Origin of the sequence: Thermorhabdus hydrogeniformans (assembly GCF_049310025.1) — a bacterium.
Taxonomy (GTDB): Bacteria; Bacillota; Thermosediminibacteria; order Thermosediminibacterales; family Tepidanaerobacteraceae; genus JBJYKD01.
This window is the reverse complement of the sequence record NZ_JBJYKD010000018.1, coordinates 1-19079: the sequence shown is the minus strand read 5'-3', so window position 1 is coordinate 19079 and position 19079 is coordinate 1. Positions and strand designations below refer to the sequence as shown.

The following is a 19079-nucleotide window of genomic DNA, read 5'->3' as shown; positions in this document are numbered from 1 at the left end:
AAGCGATACCTGGTTACAAAAATATACCGTCGGTATGCTGCAGTTAAATCTACTAAACTTTTTACCGCATTTAATCTGATTTTCTGGCTGCCACTGGAAGAATACTTTTGTATTCTGGACACTGAATAGACGCAACTCTAATGCATGAGATGTAAAGCATACTTTACAAAACCTTGTTCAAATGATATAATCGGTGTAAAGCTAACTTTACACCGATGTTGGGAGGTGGCTTTTATAAAAAACTATGTTAAAAAACTCAGAGAGGAGAAAGGATTAACCCAGGAGCAGCTGGCGAAAAAAGTGCATGTCTCCCGCCAGACCATTAACGCCATTGAAACGGGGCGTTATAAACCTTCGATAATTCTCGCACTGAAAATGGCGAATATTTTTGAACTTCCGATGGAACAAATCTTCATCCTGGAACCGTCTGATTGGGAATAAATTTTTATATGGGAGTTGATGATAATGTCAAAGAAAAACAGCATGCAGGATAGGGCTATAAAGCACCTCCGCAGTTACCTGTGGTTCGGAGGCGTATATCTCGCGGGTGCCGCCATATGGTTTGTGATAAGTTTTATAAAACAGGAACTTGATACTCCGGTAGCATTTATTTGGCTGACAGGTTCGGCCGCATATATTTCGGGGATCACTCTGGCGGTGAGACGCATAAATCAAATAAAATCCGGAAAGCTGGAAGTCTGGGCGGCAGAGCCCGATGAACGCAAAGAGTTTATCACCGCCAAAGCGGCTAACGGAGCGTTCTGGTGGACCATTTTGATATTATTTGCCATCCTGGGCGGAGAAACGGGACAAAAAGGAAAAATTCCTGCAGACATCAGCGCAATTCTCCTGACTGAAATTATTCTGTACTTTGCCCATTATATTTACTATATACGTAAGTATTAAGATTTAATATTAACAAATTTTTTTTGTACCGTTGCCCATTTTTAAGTTAAGTTAATCGATCCTTTGTTTTTTTAAAAACATCCGAACCTTTCAGGGGGAAAAACGTCCATTCAACATTAAGGCGAATTCAAGCAATTGTGCAATTTTTTGTGAAAATGTAATATTTGAAGTTTAAAACATGTAAATTATGCTAATAATTTTATTTGAAGAGTAATTTTGAGGAGGATGAAGTACTATGGCAGAGAACTTATTAGAAAAAACCAGGAAAATCAACAAATTGTTGCAGAGGACGGCCGGGTACCCGGTGGATTTCGACGAGGTATGCAAAATCCTGGGGGAGGTGCTGTCTGTAAACGCCTATGTCGCCAGCCGGAAGGGTAAGGTTTTGGGCTTTTATTTGATGGAAGACTCCGATGGCGATCCGGTTCGGGAGATGGTGCTGGAGGAAAAGGTTTTTCCAAAACATTATAACGACAGGCTGCTGGAGATCCGGGAGACAAGGCCCAATCTAACTCCGGATGCCCTTGAGATGGCTGAGGAAAGCACTGCCCAGGGTCCCGGCACAGGCATGTTGATGACAATAGTGCCGATTAACGGCGGCGGGGAAAGGTTGGGGACGCTGGTTTTAACCAGATTTGGCAGGGAGTTCACCGAAGAGGACCTGGTCCTGGCGGAATACAGTGCAACGGTTGTGGGCATGGAGATATTGAGGTCAAAAAATGAAGAAATTGAGGAAGAGGCGCGCAAGAAAGCCATTGCCCAACTGGCGATCGGGACGCTGTCCTTTTCGGAACTGGAAGCGGTGGAACATATTTTTGAAGAACTGGATGGAAATGAAGGGCTGCTGGTGGCCAGCAAGATTGCCGACAAGGTCGGCATCACCAGGTCTGTCATTGTAAATGCCCTGAGAAAATTCGAAAGCGCCGGCGTCATAGAATCGCGGTCGCTGGGCATGAAAGGTACATATATAAGAATACTCAACGATAAACTGGTAGAAGAACTTAAAAAAATTAGATCTTAACTGCGCCCTATAAATTTATATTGACAACGGTTTTATCCCCTGATATAATCAATAAAAATTGAATATGATAAAGGTTGTAAAACCTCTTATCAAGAGTGGTGGAGGGACTGGCCCTATGAAACCCGGCAACCGTTAGAAGCTTTGCTTCTAAAATGGTGCCAATTCCTGCAAAACGCCAGGCGTTTTGAGAGATAAGAGGAAGGTGGTCAAAAACCCTCTTCTTATCGAAGGGGGTTTTTTTTATACAAAAACCGGAGGAGGAATCATTATGACAAATTACAGATTCAACACGCTGGCCCTTCATGCGGGGCAGGAGGCGGACCCCGTTACGGGGTCCAGGGCGGTACCCATCTATCAGACCACCTCCTATGTGTTCAAGAGTACCGAACATGCCGCAAACCTGTTTGCCCTGAAAGAGGAAGGAAATATATATACCCGCATCATGAACCCCACGCAGGATGTGCTGGAAAAACGCATGGCCGCTCTCGAAGGCGGCGTTGGGGCGCTGGCCCTTTCTTCCGGCCAGGCGGCCATAGCCTATTCCATAATGAATATCGCAAAGGCCGGAGATGAAATCGTCTCTTCAAGTAATCTGTATGGCGGGACTCATAACCTTCTGGCATCGACATTAAAACGGCTGGGCATACAAGTAAAATTTGTTGATCCCAGCGACCCGGCAAATTATAGAAAGGCCATAGGGCCCCGGACCAGAGCGCTTTACGGGGAAATAATCGGCAACCCGAAGATAGACATCCTGGATGTGGAAGAAGTGGCAAAAATAGCCCATGATGCGGGCGTACCCCTTATCGTGGACAATACCTTCGCCACACCCTACCTGTGCAGGCCCTTTGAATTCGGTGCCGACATAGTGGTGCACTCCGCCACGAAATTTATCGGCGGGCACGGCACCTGCATAGGAGGGATTATCGTGGACTCGGGGAAGTTCGACTGGACAAATGGTAAATTCCCCGAATTGACCGAACCGGACCCCAGTTACCACGGCATAGTATACACCGAAGTCTTCGGAAAAGCCGCCTATATAGCCAGAGCGAGAACCCAGCTCCTCAGGGATATGGGAGCCTGCATGAGTCCCTTCAATGCCTTTTTGCTGCTGCAGGGACTGGAGACTCTCCACGTGAGAATGCAGCGCCATGTGGAAAACGCCCAAAAGGCGGCGGAGTTTCTCAATAATCATCCAAAAGTCGTGTGGGTCAATTACCCGGGGCTTGCCGAGTCCCCATATTACCCGCTGGCCCAAAAATACCTGCCGGAGGGCCCCGGAGCCATATTCACCTTTGGAATTAAAGGGGGTCTGGAAGCGGGAAAAAGATTTATAGAAAGCGTGAGGCTTTTCTCTCATCTTGCAAATGTGGGCGACGCGAAGTCTCTGGTGATACACCCGGCCAGCACCACCCACCAGCAACTGAGCCCGGAAGAACAACTGGCGGCGGGAGTCACTCCAGACATGATAAGAATATCCGTTGGTATCGAAGATATTGAGGACATATTGGAGGATCTGGAAAGGGGCCTTGCGGCTGTTTAATTCATCCGGAAGGAGGAAGCCCGTGATAGTTAAAGAGCGTCTGTTTTCCTTTACAAAAGAGGAGATTGAATTCACTACCGAGAGCGGGTATACTTTCGATTACATCCAGGTGGCCTATGAGACTTACGGCAGATTAAACCGGCAAAAAGATAACGCCGTCCTGGTTTTGCACGCCTTGACAGGGGATGCACATGCGGCGGGAGTTTACACCAACCGGGACCCAAAACCAGGCTGGTGGGACCCCATGATCGGTACCGGACGGGCCCTGGATACGGACAGATATTTTGTCATATGCTCCAATGTCCTGGGAGGATGCAGGGGCACCACGGGCCCATCCTCCGTTAATCCACGAACAAATGTACCTTACGGCATGGGTTTTCCTCCCATAAATATACGGGATATGGTAAGATTGCAAAAAATTTTGCTGGATTACCTGGGGATAAAGAAATTAAGGATGGCCATCGGTGGTTCCATGGGTGGTATGCAAGCCCTGGAGTGGGCGGTGACCTTTCCCGATTTTGTGGAGGCGGTAGTGCCCATAGCCGCCACCCATAAACTCTCTCCGCTTGCCGTTGCCTTCAATTACGCGGGCATAAAGGCCATAGAGAACGACCCGGCCTGGAGAAACGGAGACTACTATTCTGTCGGTCAGCCGGTGAGAGGGCTTTCCCTGGCCAGGATGATAGGTACCCTCACATACAAAAGCGACGAACTTTTCGAGCGAAGGTTTGACAGGAAAATGGATCCGGAAAAGGGACTTTTCCAGGTGGAAAGCTATCTGGAGCACCAGGGAGAGATTTTTGTCAATCGTTTTGATGCCAATACTTACCTCTGCCTTGTGAGGGCGATGAACCGGCACGACATCGCAGAACCCTACGGCTCCCTGGAAAAAGCCATAAGGCGCATCAAAGCCAGAGTATTTATGATAGGCATAGATACGGATATGCTGTATTTTCCGGCGGAAATGAGAGGTTTTATCAGGCGGTTAAACACCGCCGGCGGCTACGGTGAATACAGAGAGATAAAGTCGTGCCAGGGCCATGACGCCTTTCTGGTGGATTTTGACCAGCTGGCTCCCATGGTCAGGGAAATACTGGAAAATATCCGGAGCCAAACTCATATAAATGAGACTTCGGTGGATCTTATTTAAACCACATGTCAATTTTAAACCACATGTCAATTCCGGAACAAGGGCGATTGTTCAATTGCTGTTTGTGAGGGTGCAGCAAAAAAACTTTCCGGTTAAGCTTACCGAGCGGTCGCATGATATCAAGTTTACGGTGCCCGGAAAAACATATAAATGGTATAATTACAGTGTAAAAAGCCGTGGGGAACGATGAAATTTAAAACTGAATAATGATTAAAATCCGGGAGGGAGTTTCATGCGCACAATATTTTACCGCCGGGTCGATACAAAAATAGGAAGGCTTATGCTGGCCTCCACCGAAAAGGGAGTGTGCCGCCTGGCGCTGCCGGGGGAAACCGAGGAGTGTTTTTTAACCGGACTGAAGAAGACTTACGGGGAATGCGAGCTCTGGGACGAGGACAGGGATGGCGAAAAAAGCCCCATAAATAAAAAGGCCTCGGAAGAACTCAAGCTTTACTTTGACAGGAAATTGAAGGAATTTTCCATCCCTCTTGACTTGGAAGGCACCGAGTTTCAGAAAAAGGTCTGGCGGGAACTGTTGAAGATACCGTATGGCAGGACCGCAAGCTACAGGGATATAGCAAGGGCTGTGGGAACCCCCGGTGCCTGCAGGGCTGTGGGCGGCGCCAACAACAAAAACCCCGTGGCCATTATAGTTCCATGCCACCGGGTGATAGGGAGCGACGGCTCTCTTGTGGGATACGGCGGCGGGCTTGAAATAAAGAGATTTTTGCTGGAACTGGAGTCGGAAGGTTTGCGGCCTGATCTTCCTTCAAATTTACTTATTGACGAAAGCGCTGGCCTTATGATATAATCTATCTTACAATCAAATAATATGCTCTCAATCTTGAACGCTGAATTCTTTCGCAAGAAAGAAGCGGGGGACCCAATGATCTGGGGTGAATCCCCTTCGACCGGGAGTATTTTTACATATTCTTGATCAAGGGGTAGGGTTACACTCTTCGGCCCGAACCCGTCAGCTAACCTCGTAAGCGTGAGAAGGGGAGATTGATGGCATTTGAGTGCTGTTAATTTGGCATGCTCAAAGCTATGGATCTCCATAGCTTTTTGTTTTGCCTAATTGGGGAAGATAATCATTATCATAAAAAACGTAAGAAAGGGAGGGATTTGAATATGATTAAACGTCCTGTGGATGTACGCTACGCGGTTATAGGGGCTGGCAACGGCGGTCTCGCTATGGCCGGTTTTCTGGCATTGAAGGGTTTTACCGTCAACCTGTTCAACAGATCGCTCGACAAAATAAAACCGCTCATGGCAGACCCCAGGATCAATCTTACCGGTTCCGTGGAAGGTACTGGAACGCTTAATCTTGTTACCGGCGACATTGAAAAGGCCATCGCGGACGTCGACATCATAATGGTGACGGTACCGGCCACGGGGCATTTCCATCTGGCAAAGATGATGGCACCCTACTTGAAAGACGGCCAGATTGTCGTCTTAAACCCCGGCCGTACCGGAGGAGCTTTGGAAGTATATGAAACTTTGAGGAATTCCGGATGCGACAGAAAAATTATTGTGGCCGAAGCTCAGACTTTCATTTACGCCTGCAGGGCCACCGGGCCCACCAGCGCCAGGATTTTCAGCGTAAAAAAAGAAGTGGCCCTGGCTGCCATACCGGCCATATACACAAAAAAAGTTATAAGACTCCTTTCCGGGGCTTATCCGCAGTTTATCCCGGCCAAAGACGTTATGGAAACAAGCCTGAACAATTTCGGAGCCATTTTTCATCCGGCGCCGACGCTTTTAAACAGCGGCCATATCGAGCGGGGGCAGACATTTGAATACTACCTGGAGGGGATTACTCCTTCCATCGGCCAGATACTGGAGAAGCTTGATGTGGAAAGGCTGAAAGTGGCAAGAGCCCTCGGGGTTAAAGCCGTTTCAGCCCGGGAGTGGCTTGAGGAGTCCTATGGGGCAAAGGGCGAAACCATCTACGAGGCCATTCAGAACAACCCGGCATATAAGGGCCTCACAGCTCCGAAGGGTCTGGATACCCGTTATATTTACGAAGATGTGCCGTACAGCCTGGTTCCCATATCTTCGTTAGCCTCCCATTTGGGCATAGAAACCCCTGCTATTGATACCATAATCCGACTGGCAAATATAATGACCGGCCGTAATTTCTGGCAGGAGGGGAGGAATGTGGAAAAGCTTGGTCTTAAAGGCCTTTCGGTGGCGGAGATTCACCAGCTGGCCCAAACCGGGAGCGTGAACAAAATTATTATCGAAGAGGAGGGGGTGGTGGCATGAAAAAGATCATTGCGGCTACAATCGCCAACTGCGTTCATGTGGCCGGGATTATGAATTTTCTTTCTCTTGCCGAGAGGGAAGGTTACGAGACAAAGTTTTTGGGAGCCGCCGTCGCCATAGACGAACTGATAGAGGCGGTAAAGGCGGAAAAACCCGATTATGTGGGTGTAAGCTACAGACTGACGCCGGAGCCTCTCAAGGAGGTTTTAAAGGAACTGGCGGAAAAAATTGAAGCGGAAGGCCTGCAGGATGTCGGATGGATCTTCGGCGGCACAGAGCCCACCGCAAAGGTGGCGCAAGAAAGCGGGATATTTTGCAGGGTGTTCAGCGGCACAGAGGACGTGGATGAGACGATAGGGTTTTTAAAGGGCAGGAAGCTCACCGAAGCTGAATATTACCCGAGAGACCTGATTTCGCGCATAAGGTCAAAATATCCGTATCCCATTTTAAGGCATCATCTCGGCCTGCCGTCGCTGGATGAAACTATTGAATCCATAAAGAAGATAGCGGAGTCTAAAGTGCTGGACGTCATTTCCATCGCGCCGGATCAGAACGCTCAGGAACACTTTTTTGAGCAGGATAAAATGGACCGGAGGCTGGACGGAGCGGGCGGCGTGCCCGTCCGCACCAGAGAAGATTTTGTGGCGCTGTACGAGGCGGCGCAAAGGGGTAACTTCCCGCTGCTGCGCTGCTACAGCGGCACCAATAATTTGATTCTTTTTGCCGAACTGCTCCGGGATACCATTAAAAACGCCTGGTGCGCAGTGCCCCTCTGCTGGTACAACGTTCTGGATAAGCGCGGTCCCCGGCCGGTCAGGGAGTCCATTGAAGAAAACCAGCAGGTTATGAAATGGCACGGCGAGCGGGGCGTTCCGGTGGAGGTCAATGAGGCTCATCACTGGAGTCTGAGGGATGCCCATGACGCCATCGGAGTTGCCGCGGCATTTCTCGCGGCTTACAATGCAAAGAAAATGGGGGTAAAAGACTACATCGCCCAGTACATGTTTAACGTCCCGCCGTCCATTTCACCCAAAATGGACCTGGCCAAGATGCTGGCAAAAATAGAATTGATAGAGTCCCTTCAGGATGAAAACTTCAGAGTGTATCGCCAGGCCAGGGCCGGCCTTGCCAGCTTCCCGGGAGATCTCGCCCAGGCCAAGGGACAGCTGGCGGCGTCCGCATACCTTGCAATGGCCATAAAACCCCATATCTATCATGTGGTGGGATTTTGTGAGGCCCATCACGCCGCAACTGCGGACGATATCATAGAAAGCTGCAAGATAGTGCGCGGTGTCATCCGGAACAACTTCCTGGGAGTTGTGGATATTACGATAGACGGGGAAGTCCGGGAAAGGAAGAACCAGCTCATAGATGAGGCCGTTGTGATACTTGACGCCATTAAGGCCATAAGCCCCGGCGTTAAGGACCCATGGGCCGATCCCGGCACCATCGCCAGGGCCATTGAATTGGGCATCCTGGACGCCCCGCACCTCAAAGGCAATCCTGCGGCCTGCGGCGGGCTTGTCACCCGCATGGTGAACGGCGCCCTTTACGCCTACGACCCCGTAGAAAAGCGTGTTCTGACCGAGAAAGAGCGCATTGCCCGGATTCTGGAGGGCGCCGGTATAAAGAAGGCTGCTGCCTGCTCGTGACGATAATGGCGAAGGTTAAAATAAGGTTAAAAATTTTAATATAAATTTTTGATATAAATTAAAGAAAGATAAATTAAGCCGGCTTCACAAGCCGGCTTTAATCTTTGGCTTACAATATTGGAGTAACCCTGCAAAACCTTTATTTTTCGCCCGCCAGTTCGGCAATGGCATGGGCGTATATCTTTGCACAGCGGATTAAATCGTCGATTTGGATGAATTCGTCTTTTTCATGGGCCAGTTCTGGCTGGCCGGGGAACAGAGGCCCGAAGGCCACGGCGTTGGGTATGGCCCTGGCGTATGTCCCGCCGCCGATGGACAGGAGCTCGGGTTCCTGCCCGGTGACTTCCCGGTAAACCTTTTGAAGTTTTCTGACAAGGGGAGAATCCGCCGGGACGTAAAGCGGAGGATTATCGGATACGTCCGAGAGGAAAAGTTCTTTATCGATCCTGAAAAGGCCCGCCTTCAATTTTTCGACGACTTCCCCGCCCTTGTATGTCACCGGATACCTGATGTTTATTACTACGGTCCCATGATTCTCGTCCAGCTCTATCATGCCCAGGTTGAAAATCAGGTCGCCCGAAGGTTCATCCGACAAATGCACGCCAAGGGATTCACCGTGAAATTCGTTGTCGATATGTTCCGCTATGAAATTCAGGAACCCCCTTACATCATTTTGAGATGAATCGATTTTTGACAGGAATTTTACCAGGGGGATTATGGCGTTTTTGCCCTTTTCAGGAGTGCTGCCGTGGGCTGAAACGCCGTGGGATTTAATTATGAAACCATCGCCGGCTTCCACCAGTTCCAGGTTGCAACCGGTTTCTTTTACAAAAGCGTCAAAGGCCTGTTTTATCCCGGATTTAAGACTTTTATCAACATTTATTTTTGCTTCGCAGTAATCCGGTACCATGTTGGGCCTGTTTCCGCCTTTAATGTAATCTATCCTAATATCCTGTGGCCTGCTGTTAAACTTCCTGTTAATATTGAAAATAAGTATGCCCTTTTCCCGGTTGATTATGGGGAAATTGGCGTCCGGCGCAAATCCCATAACCGGCGTCTCTTCTTTTTTTACGTCAAAGTAGTGCTTCATGCACTCCCAGCCGCTTTCTTCGTTGGTGCCGAAAATTATTCTTACCCTCCTGTTTAAAGGGATGCCCGCCTCTTTGACGGCTCTCAAGGCATACAGTGAAGCCACGGCGGGTCCTTTGTCGTCTATGGCCCCCCTGCCGTAAATTCGGTTGCCAACAATCCTTCCCTCGTAAGGCGGATAAGTCCATCCCTGACCTTCCGGAACAACATCCAGGTGCACCAGTATGCCCACCATTTCGTTGCCTTCGCCCCATTCGGCATGCCCGGCGTAATTGTCCACGTTTTTAGTCCTGAATCCGAATTTTTCGGAAAGTTCAAGGGCATACCTCAGCGCTTCATAGGGGCCTTTGCCAAAGGGTTTGTCGTCTGCGGCTTTTTCTTCCACGCTCCTTATTTTGATGAGGTTCCGGGTATGCTGGACTATTTCATCTTTCCACTTATCTATTAAATCGCTTATCTGCGGCATGATAAAACCTCCCCTATTTTAAATGTATTAACCCGTTTTGCCTGAGAATTTTTAAATATGTTATCAATCTGGGGTAGAGGGGCTCGGCCTTTGCCCCAAATTTATCCGCAAGTTTGGTGGAAATGTCATAAACAGTATTTCGACCGTCACATAGGCACCATACCTCGGATCCGATTTCATCGAGATCAAGGAATGTATGTTCGGGTAAATCCCGGTATACAAGTTTCAGAACGCTGAATAGCAACCCTTTTCTCGTGATTTTGAGCTGGACAAGTCCGTCTTCTTTTGACGACCACGAAATTTTATTGTTGCGGATAGGAGTCATTAACAGAAGATTTCGGTCTTTTCGCAACAGTTTAACCTCCGGAAAGATGAAAAAAAGTCGATAGGGGAAAGCCCCCTCCTTTTATTCAAGTTCCACTTGTTTAAAGGCTTTGCTGATAAGAGTATATGCCAGTATCAGGAACAGTACCAGCCCGCCCCACTGGCCCAGCATATTATTTCCAATGCCCAGGTCAATTTTGGCGGCCACCAGTGCGGCGATGAGAATTCCCATAATGCCCTCACCGGCTATGAGACCCGAAGAATAAAGTATTCCCTTTTCAACTTTCTGCTTCAATACTTCCCCGGATTTTTCACTCCTCTCGAGGATGCCCCTTATCAAACCCCCGAGCATTATGGGCGTGCTCAGGTGGATGGGCAGGTAAAGGCCGATGGCAAATGGCAGTGAGGCGATGCCGAACAGTTCTATCACCGCCGCCGAGCCAAAGCCAACGAAAACCAGAGGCCAGGGCAGATTGCCGTTCATGATGCCCTCGATGACCATTTTCATCAGAGTGGCCTGAGGAGCGGGAATATCTTTGCTGCCAAAGCCGTATGCATTGTTCAGCATTATGAGAATCCAGCCGATAACCAGACCGGAAGCTATGACTCCCACCAGTTCGCCAATCTGCTGGAGCTTGGGAGTGGCCCCCACCAGGAAGCCGGTCTTCAGGTCCTGGGATGTATCGCCGGCTATGGCCGCGGCCACGCAGATAACGCCGCCCACGGATATGGCGGCAATCATACCTTCAATGCCGCTGAACCCGGTCACCTTAAACAATATGGTGGTGAAGAGCAGGGTGGCTATGGTCATGCCGGATACCGGATTGGAAGAACTTCCCACTATGCCCACAATGCGCGAAGATACGGTGACGAAGAAAAAGCCAAAGATGACGATGAGTATCGCGCCCAGCACTCCCACGGGAATAAGCGGAGAAAACGCAATCGCGATAATAAGGATCAAGACGCCAAGCAAAACCCATTTCATGGGCAGGTCTTCATTTGTGCGGAGCTGCGAGCCGCTTTCGTTTTTCACGCTGAACCCGGAAATGGATTGAGTAAAGGCGTTTACTATGGTTGGCAGCGCCTTGACCAGGCTGATAAAACCTCCAAAGGTCACCGCACCGGCGCCTATATACCGCAGGTAATTGCTCCATATACCCCAGTGATCGAGTTCGGATATGGGTACCGAAGCCGGATAAATGGCCTGGGGAATGTAATTGCCGAGGTGAGAAATAAGGGGTATAAAGGCGAACCATCCCAACACGGCACCAGCCAGCATGTATGCCGAAATGGTGGGGCCGATTATAAATCCCACGCCTAAAAGGGCCGGCAGGATGTCTCCGCCGATGGCGGCCCCTTTGTAACCCGGTATTTTCCATTCAATTTCCGACGGGAAAAGCTTCAGCCCGTCGGCCAGCAGTTTATAGAGTGCACCGATGCCGAGCCCTTCAAAAACGGTCTTTGCGCTTACTCCGCCGACCTCACCGGCGACCAGAACCTCCGCACACGCTGTGCCCTCGGGGTACGGAAGCACGCCGTGTTCCCTGACTATCAGGAAGCGGCGGAGGGGTATCATCATGAGAACTCCCAGGATCCCGCCGATAATGGCTATGGTGGAAACCCTCATTATGCTGGGGTTTGTCTTCCACAGGAAGAGGGCCGGGATGGTGAAGATAACCCCCGCTGCCAGGGATTCTCCCGCGGATGCGATGGTCTGAACAATGTTATTTTCCAGAATGGAATCCCTCTTCAGTATGCCCCTGATTATTCCCATTGAAACTACCGCCGCGGGTATGGAGGCGCTTACGGTCATACCCACTCTGAGCCCCAGGTATGCGTTGGCGGCACCGAAAATTACGGCAAGAATGATACCGAGCAGGAATGAAAATGTCGTGAACTCGGCCATGGATTGCTCCGCCGGGATGTACGGTACGTATTCCTCGCCGGGAGCAACACTGTAAGCCTGCTTTGAAAGCCCTTTCTTTTTTTCCACTTAATCTTCCTCCTTTATTTATTGTAGTCTATTTTATAAAAAATATCAATTTTTTTTCAAATGTAGCTCTCCCCTCCCGTCTAAAAAATCTTAAAAATTCATTGCATGACTCGTAGCAAGAATCATTCCATATAAAATCTATATTTATTATAGCAATTGTATTTTTAAAAATCTATAGCATAACAATAACAGGAGAAAATAAGAAAAATTGAGATAAAATACAAACAGAAAATGTTGCGGTAAGTACTAAAAAATTTTTCGGAGAATTAAGACCAAAATTGGGCCGAATGCATTATGTTTAAAATACAGGTATTAACACATAGACTTAACAAATGTTTTGCATTCAAAAGCCCGAAAATCGGCAGATGTATAATTTAGTAGTTTCCATTGAAAAACAAACCCCTCAAACCCACAAAAAACCTGGATACTGTGGCTGCCACGGATGACGGCTTGGCCGAAGTAGAGGACGCGATATTCCTCCAGCAAGCCCTCTCGTTGCTGACTTCACGGCAGCAAAAGGTTATCAAGGCAACGGTTCGGGAGGGACGCACAGAGCAGGAGGTAGCCAAGGAACTTGGGGTGTCACAACCTGCAGTGCATCAGATGAAAGAACGGGCGTTGAGCAGGTTGAGGAAACATTTTGCTCAAAATTTTTAGAAGTCCTTCATGCCGCTAAAACACGGCATCAGGAAGAATGAGAATTATATTTTCGAAGGGGGATTTTCAATGGCATGTACCCAAAGTGACTTGACTTCTGGACAAATGAGTGTCATAACACCTACTAATATTCAGTCAGCTTCCCTAAGTGGGTCTCGAAGACTTATGGTCAGTGATAACCCCGAAACGCTTAATAGCACAACTTTTAATGTAACAAGGGGAACCTTATGGCATGATTACGTTAACACCTCCAATACGACTGTACTTCATAGAGTATTTGGCTGGCATCTCAACAATACCGGTGACAATCAAAGTCGGCCTTACAGTGCAGAACTTGTCTTCAACAAATACTATTGAGTTGCAGAATGTTAAACGTGAAAGACGCTCTACTAACAATAGCTCACAATATATTACCTATGTCGGATAATGTTTGGCAAAAGGGGGTCTTGGAGGAACTCTTGATACTATAACTCCTATCGATAACCGCTTTGGTCAGAGTGTCGGTTTAATTGAAGCATATGATCTGCCGAATGGATACTTGGTTGGTTTCTTGTTTGAATTTACCGTAGTACGCTATTCTGGAACAGGAAATCTCAACTATTACGTTCGAACAGTAGCAAGCAAGAACGCAAGTGATGATTTAAATAACCATTATTTTGGCAGAACTGTTAAGTTGGGTACTGAGGGTCTTAGAGCTTATAATAACTACATCTGTTACAGAACGACCCGAAGAGCCTACTAAACCAGGCATCGGTTTGAACACCCTGGCATCAATTCCATAACCACTGTTTATGGCGGCTCGGGAAAGAACGCCTTCCCATTCCTCGTCAGTAACCCCTAAACTTACAGCCCTGTCAAGCAATGAGAGATTTTTCTTCACTTGTTCTATCGCTTGTAATTCTAGTTCGTTTTTTTGATTTATCCTCACCATTCGATTTTGAGTATCCCACTCCACTTCAGTACCTAATGCCTCTGAAACAAACCTCACAGGTACCAACGTTCTCCTGTTGACTACTTTAGCGGGAACGTCAAGTTCTAATGAGGAACCGTTCCTGTAAGCCGTCTTATCTCCCACGATTAGTTTAATAGTAGCAGTCTTTTTAGTTGCTATCACTGTACCAGTAGTGCCATCCCAATTTACAGTTGCTCCTAAAGCTTCAAAGATAACTCGAAGTGGCACTAGCACCCGCACGTTCTCAAGAATCGGTGGAACATCAAATTGAAGATGCTCACCATTAAGAGTTACATCAATTGGTTGAGCCGCCATAACATTACTTGGTAAACTGAACCTTACCAACGTCACCTCTTCGGTATTACGGTAGCCCTCAACGCATCCCACATCTCACCTGTTACCAGACCCAACCGCCAGACGGCGGTACCGTTAAGTCTGTACCGCTTAGCGATACCCAATTTGGTTAGAATGCTTTCCGGTGTTTCCGTAGGAGCAGAAATACCGAATACCAGTTTTTCCGGCGGGACAAGAGCCTTGGCCATCTCCACAGCTTGCGTGACAAGGCTTACCGGCTCCGGCGTGGAGCCGTAGTCGTAGGCCATGATGATAATCCGGTCAGCAATCTCTCCCAGCGCCTTGTAATCGTAACCCTGATAGGCGCTGTTAGGAGCGTGGAGAGTGAGGGTCAGGATGAGATTAGCAGCTTCAACCTGCTCTGCTAAGAGCCGGCCGAACTTGGTAAAGCTGTTATGCACCATTCTTAGTTGCTCGCCGTCATCTTGGTAATCCAAGCCCTCGAAATCCAGGTTTACTCCATGGTAAAGCACCACTTTTCCTCATTATACCATTAACCGCGCTGGTTATGACAGACTCATCTTTTAACAGAGAAGAAATGGTGCCGACACCGTCAGTCAGGTGGACTACCAACTTGGTTTTCAAATTATAATTGTTAGCTGCTTCCAGCACCTTTTTTCCAACCTTCCGGTGTTTGCCAGCCGGTCCTGCTCCTGGTTGGTAGGTTATCCTCTTTATCCAGGCTATATCAGCCTATTGCCAGTTCGCCTACCATATCGGTTTTTCCGCTGGCAGTTTCACCCTTAGCCTTTGCTCCAGCATCTGCAGCTCCGCCAGTTCGTCGACGTCCTCAAAACTTCTCGCGGTAGGATTCCTCCTGCTTGATGGCGTAGTGGAGGTTGGCCCGGAATGCATCTCTTTTTGACCGCAACGCCTGCAACTCCGGTAGAGTGCTCTAATATCTTATTTTGAGATAAATTCTGAAACTCTGCTAAACATTCTCAAACCCACAAAAAACCTGCATCTTCATAGCTAAAAAGTCCAGTGAAAAAGGGATAAGATTTAAACTTGCGTTTTTCAAAGCTAACTGATTAAAAATGAGTTTTGACGCAACTTCCCAAATGAGTTATTTATGAATTGAATAGCCATCGAAAGGCTTACTGGCGGATGGTAGGGGATTCATTAAAAAGAGCCCTCATCAATGCCTTTTGGCAAAGCGAGGGCTCATAAGTCTAGTGAAGAAATATCATGAAATTCGTCAAGTTTGTTGAACAGTTATATACCGAACGGTACGCATGGTGGTGTGAGAGGACCGGAAATAATCGCTCCATTTTACTCGATATATTCATGCTTATGATTATTATCTTCTTCAGAAATGGGATCTTCAATTAATGTGGCGAACATGAAGTCGTGTGTATGTCCGGCGCTCTCGGTGGTGGTCCCTTCGGCGAAGTGTACATGTTTGCCGTTGCCGACATCAATGGCCAGACCTGTCAGCACCCCTACTTCATGTAAGTGATTCTCGTAGAAATCGGTGGTGGTTAAAATGGCGTGGATATGACTTTTGCCCTTAGGGATGACTTGGCTGGTGAGGCCGGCAAAACGGTGGTTGTGCTCCTCGACTTCTTCGTCGTCGTTTTCAGCCAGCTGGGTGCTGCCCAGAAATTCGTGGTTATGAGTCTGACCTTCTTCCTCTTTTTTGTCGAAATACTTTTGAAGGTCTTCTATTGAAAGCTTGTTTTCATTTTCCACCATAAACAATCGATCCTCCTTGATAAAATGTTTCTTTTGAGCTAATAACAGTATATTGTGTTTCAGTAAAAGTGGTGACGGTTACATACTTTGATGTAAAATCCAAATATTATTCTAATTGCCCGCTTCTTGGAATTTCTATACTCAAACTCTCGATAGATGGATGTTTATATACTACTTGCTACATGCATTGTATTCAAAACCATAAAGACAGCAAATGTTTAATTAAAAAATAAATGTTTTAGTTTCCATGTTAAAAGAAAAAATTGAGATTAAAGAAGGAATTTAAAAAAAGATGTCGAATTATGAAACTAAACTGGAGAGTAAACAATGTTGAATAATAATCAACATATATAGGTGATTATGTTGTCAGAAGGGATCCAATCTGTTAAACGTGCTCTATATATACTTGAACGCCTTGCAGCAAGCAAAGATGGTGTTACAGCTGCTGAAATAGCTAGGGAACTGGGGGTAAACAGAAGTACCGCTTTCAGATTAATAGAAACATTAGTTGAAGGAGGTTATGCGAGGCAATCGGATATAACTAAAAGATATCATTTAACAATGAAGGTATTTTCTATTGGTAGTAAGTTAATTGACCAGTTAGATATCAGAACACATGCAAGAAATATACTTGAGAATCTAAGAGATCAAACAGGACTTACGGTACACTTGGGATTGCGCGATTTATATGAAGTTGTTTATATAGATAAAATTACCGGTAAAAATCCAATTCAAATGTACTCTATGATAGGAAGGCGGGCACCACTTTACTGTACTGGTTTAGGAAAGGCTATTCTAGCCTTTTTGAAAGAAAATGAAATCAAAGATTTTTTACGATGTGTAAAGCTTAAAAAGTTTACAAATAATACAATCTCTGAGCCCGAGCGCTTAATTGCTGAAATAGAGCAAATCAGAAATAAAGGTTATGCTCTGGATTTAGAAGAACATGAAAAAGGAATACGTTGTGTCGGAGCGCCGATTTTTAATTATCATAACGAAGTGATAGGGAGTATAAGTCTTGCTGCAGTTGCTATAACTTTGGGAGAAAAAAATATTGAAGAATATGCCAACGATGTAATAAATGCGGCGAAAACGCTCAGTAGCTTATTAGGGGCCTCTGACCTATAATTTTATTTTTTGATTAAATGCAACCAAGATGCATAATAAGCAACATATTTTTTGGAGGATGGAATTTATGAAGCAATTCACAAAAGAGGAAGTCCGACAATTTATCCTGGATGAAAAGTTAATAGCCATTATAAGGAGAATTCCTCAAAAACATCTTTTTAAGACAATAGAAACTATACTAGAGGCTGGGATAAAAGTTGCGGAGATAACATTAAATACTGATGATTCAATTAATTTAATAAAACTACTACATAAAAATTTCTGCGATTGCATGTTGATTGGAGGTGGGACAGTTACTTCGGCGAAAGCTGCAGGACAGGCTATCGAAGCGGGGGCCAGGTTTATAGTTACACCGATAATGCTGCCTGAAGTAATTGAAGTTTGCAACGATTTAGATATTACTGTTATACCAGGAGCTTTTTCGCCTACGGAAATATTTCAGGCTTATTACCTTGGAGCTGACATTATAAAAGTATTTCCGGCGAACACCCTGGGAGCCTCATATTTTAAAGATTTACAGGGACCGATGCCTGAAATACCGTTAGCTGCTGTGGGTGGAATAACACTTGAAAATGGGCGTGCATTCCTGCAAGCGGGGGCCAATGTGCTGGGAGTGGGTTCCTCATTAATCTCTAGAGAATTAATTTATGCCGAAAATTGGTTAGAGTTGAAGGAATTAGCCAGGAAATTTAATGAGCTAGTTCATCAGATAAATTAATGTTTGTTATTTGTCGGAAGGATGATATTCGTTGCTAATAATGACTATTGACGGAGGTACAACCAATACCAGGGTATGTATACTAGATGACAAAAATGTCATTGTACAATCAACTCATCCTATTGGAGTTCGCTGTTATGCCGTGAGCAAAAGCAAGACGAAATTTCTGGAAGGCCTTTCTAAAGCAATAAGAGACACTTTAGATATGGCCGGTGTAGGACCAAAGGATTTACAAATGGTAGTTGCATCAGGCATGATAACTTCAAATTTGGGAATCTATGAGATACCTCATGTTAAAACTCCCATAGGTTTAGAAGGACTTGTTGAAGCCAGTCAAATGGCGATTATTCCCAAGCTGATGGAGATTCCCATTCTTTTTATACCAGGAGTTAAAAATAATTGCTTAAATTATAATGGTGATAGTTTCGAAAACTTAGAAGCTATGGATATTATGCGAGGCGAGGAAACGGAGACCTTGGGAATTCTCAAAATCAAATCGTTAAATGGTCCACTTATTATGATATTGCCGGGGTCTCACACAAAGATTATTAAAGTAGATAGATATAATCAAATTGTTAGTTGCATGACTACCATGGCGGGTGAAATATTCAATGTTCTGGCTACAAAGACAATCCTCGCCGATTCTATTCCTCAAAACCTTATAACTCAAATAGACAAAGAATATATTCTAAAGGGTGCCGCTATATCACATAAGGTGGGTTTAACCAGAGGCTGTTTTTCAATTAGAGTAATGAGCCAATTTCTTCCCATAGATGAGAACAAAAGAGCAAATTTCCTTCTAGGAGTTGTTTTAGGCCAGGATCTAATTGCTATAAAAAATAGTCTCGCCTGTAGTGTAAAGGGAGATGAAAAAATAGTAATAGGTGGACCTGCTCCTTTAAGGTTAGCTTTATATCACCTACTATCAACTCAATCTGACATAAAAGAAGAAATCATCGTGCTTGATGATAACGCTGTCGGGATGTCAACAGCAATAGGTGCAAGGGAAATTGGATTACGGTATTTGAAAAAACATGGTGGAAAGCTTATTAAAAAGTTTTATCAAAATGAGTAGTTTTGTTTTTAATAAGTCCTGCGGTAAAAAGTCAAGTACCTAAAAATAACAAAATGGAAAATATTTAGCTCACTTTTTGTAAAAAAGA

19 protein-coding genes and 2 riboswitches are annotated in these 19079 nt (G+C 46.2%); of the genes, 12 read left to right on the top strand and 7 right to left on the bottom strand.

Features of this window, described 5'->3' with window-relative positions; genetic code table 11:
• Nucleotides 1-225: 225 nt before the first annotated feature.
• The 8 genes from ACKX14_RS09900 to ACKX14_RS09865 all read left to right on the top strand — a co-directional run bounded on the left by ACKX14_RS09900 (nucleotide 226) and on the right by ACKX14_RS09865 (nucleotide 8540).
• Nucleotides 226-441 (top strand): helix-turn-helix transcriptional regulator, encoded by a 216-nt coding sequence (locus tag ACKX14_RS09900; RefSeq protein ID WP_422447130.1) that lies wholly within the window; start codon nucleotides 226-228, stop codon nucleotides 439-441.
• Between the two features lie 24 nt (nucleotides 442-465).
• Nucleotides 466-906, top strand: coding sequence for a hypothetical protein (locus ACKX14_RS09895; RefSeq protein ID WP_422447128.1), 441 nt, complete (start codon nucleotides 466-468; stop codon nucleotides 904-906).
• Nucleotides 907-1141: 235 nt separating this feature from the next.
• A complete protein-coding gene (gene codY, locus ACKX14_RS09890; RefSeq protein WP_422447126.1) occupies nucleotides 1142-1927 on the top strand; it encodes a GTP-sensing pleiotropic transcriptional regulator CodY in 786 nt (261 codons plus the stop codon).
• 83 nt (nucleotides 1928-2010) lie between these two features.
• A riboswitch (SAM riboswitch) is annotated at nucleotides 2011-2125 on the top strand.
• Nucleotides 2126-2195: 70 nt separating this feature from the next.
• Nucleotides 2196-3470 (top strand): homocysteine synthase, encoded by a 1275-nt coding sequence (locus tag ACKX14_RS09885; protein WP_422447124.1) that lies wholly within the window; start codon nucleotides 2196-2198, stop codon nucleotides 3468-3470.
• Nucleotides 3471-3492: 22 nt separating this feature from the next.
• Entirely contained in the window at nucleotides 3493-4620 is a 1128-nt protein-coding gene (gene metX / locus ACKX14_RS09880; RefSeq protein WP_422447122.1) for a homoserine O-acetyltransferase MetX, read from the top strand.
• 232 nt (nucleotides 4621-4852) lie between these two features.
• Nucleotides 4853-5431: a methylated-DNA--[protein]-cysteine S-methyltransferase gene (locus ACKX14_RS09875; protein ID WP_422447120.1), complete on the top strand. Its 579-nt coding sequence runs from the start codon at nucleotides 4853-4855 to the stop codon at nucleotides 5429-5431.
• Between the two features lie 28 nt (nucleotides 5432-5459).
• Nucleotides 5460-5627, top strand: a riboswitch (cyclic di-AMP (ydaO/yuaA leader).
• A gap of 124 nt (nucleotides 5628-5751) precedes the next feature.
• A complete protein-coding gene (locus tag ACKX14_RS09870; RefSeq protein ID WP_422447118.1) occupies nucleotides 5752-6888 on the top strand; it encodes an NAD/NADP octopine/nopaline dehydrogenase family protein in 1137 nt (378 codons plus the stop codon).
• A complete protein-coding gene (locus ACKX14_RS09865) occupies nucleotides 6885-8540 on the top strand; it encodes a cobalamin-dependent protein (RefSeq protein ID WP_422447116.1) in 1656 nt (551 codons plus the stop codon). The genes ACKX14_RS09870 and ACKX14_RS09865 overlap by 4 nt, the downstream gene beginning before the upstream one ends.
• A 139-nt stretch (nucleotides 8541-8679) precedes the next feature.
• On the opposite strand, the gene pepV is transcribed toward ACKX14_RS09865, so the two are convergent.
• The 3 genes from pepV to ACKX14_RS09850 are packed head-to-tail and all read right to left on the bottom strand — an operon-like array spanning nucleotide 8680 to nucleotide 12412.
• Nucleotides 8680-10095: a dipeptidase PepV gene (gene pepV / locus ACKX14_RS09860; protein ID WP_422447114.1), complete on the bottom strand. Its 1416-nt coding sequence runs from the start codon at nucleotides 10093-10095 to the stop codon at nucleotides 8680-8682.
• Nucleotides 10096-10108: 13 nt separating this feature from the next.
• Entirely contained in the window at nucleotides 10109-10447 is a 339-nt protein-coding gene (locus ACKX14_RS09855) for a PqqD family protein (protein ID WP_422447112.1), read from the bottom strand.
• Between the two features lie 54 nt (nucleotides 10448-10501).
• Nucleotides 10502-12412 (bottom strand): OPT family oligopeptide transporter, encoded by a 1911-nt coding sequence (locus ACKX14_RS09850; RefSeq protein WP_422447110.1) that lies wholly within the window; start codon nucleotides 12410-12412, stop codon nucleotides 10502-10504.
• Nucleotides 12413-12799: 387 nt separating this feature from the next.
• Here ACKX14_RS09850 and ACKX14_RS09845 point away from each other — a divergent pair, with 387 nt between their 5' ends.
• Nucleotides 12800-13069 carry a sigma-70 family RNA polymerase sigma factor gene (locus ACKX14_RS09845; protein WP_422447108.1) on the top strand — a complete coding sequence of 90 codons (270 nt, stop codon included), beginning with the start codon at nucleotides 12800-12802 and terminating at the stop codon, nucleotides 13067-13069.
• A gap of 640 nt (nucleotides 13070-13709) precedes the next feature.
• Here ACKX14_RS09845 and ACKX14_RS09840 read toward each other — a convergent pair.
• The 4 genes from ACKX14_RS09840 to ACKX14_RS09825 form a co-directional block, all read right to left on the bottom strand.
• On the bottom strand, nucleotides 13710-14366 hold the full coding sequence (locus ACKX14_RS09840; protein ID WP_422447106.1) for a copper amine oxidase N-terminal domain-containing protein: 657 nt from the start codon (nucleotides 14364-14366) through the stop codon (nucleotides 13710-13712).
• Between the two features lie 2 nt (nucleotides 14367-14368).
• Nucleotides 14369-14848, bottom strand: coding sequence for a glycosyl hydrolase family 18 protein (locus ACKX14_RS09835; RefSeq protein WP_422447104.1), 480 nt, complete (start codon nucleotides 14846-14848; stop codon nucleotides 14369-14371).
• A gap of 235 nt (nucleotides 14849-15083) precedes the next feature.
• Nucleotides 15084-15230 carry a hypothetical protein gene (locus tag ACKX14_RS09830; RefSeq protein ID WP_422447102.1) on the bottom strand — a complete coding sequence of 49 codons (147 nt, stop codon included), beginning with the start codon at nucleotides 15228-15230 and terminating at the stop codon, nucleotides 15084-15086.
• Nucleotides 15231-15647: 417 nt separating this feature from the next.
• Nucleotides 15648-16070, bottom strand: coding sequence for a YmaF family protein (locus ACKX14_RS09825; RefSeq protein WP_422447206.1), 423 nt, complete (start codon nucleotides 16068-16070; stop codon nucleotides 15648-15650).
• A gap of 363 nt (nucleotides 16071-16433) precedes the next feature.
• Here ACKX14_RS09825 and ACKX14_RS09820 point away from each other — a divergent pair, with 363 nt between their 5' ends.
• From ACKX14_RS09820 to ACKX14_RS09810, 3 genes are all read left to right on the top strand, one after another.
• Nucleotides 16434-17198 carry an IclR family transcriptional regulator gene (locus ACKX14_RS09820; RefSeq protein WP_422447100.1) on the top strand — a complete coding sequence of 255 codons (765 nt, stop codon included), beginning with the start codon at nucleotides 16434-16436 and terminating at the stop codon, nucleotides 17196-17198.
• 67 nt (nucleotides 17199-17265) lie between these two features.
• Nucleotides 17266-17916: a bifunctional 4-hydroxy-2-oxoglutarate aldolase/2-dehydro-3-deoxy-phosphogluconate aldolase gene (locus tag ACKX14_RS09815; RefSeq protein WP_422447098.1), complete on the top strand. Its 651-nt coding sequence runs from the start codon at nucleotides 17266-17268 to the stop codon at nucleotides 17914-17916.
• 40 nt (nucleotides 17917-17956) lie between these two features.
• Complete coding sequence (locus tag ACKX14_RS09810) at nucleotides 17957-18991, top strand: 2-dehydro-3-deoxygalactonokinase (protein WP_422447204.1); 1035 nt, start codon at nucleotides 17957-17959, stop codon at nucleotides 18989-18991.
• Nucleotides 18992-19079: the final 88 nt, after the last annotated feature.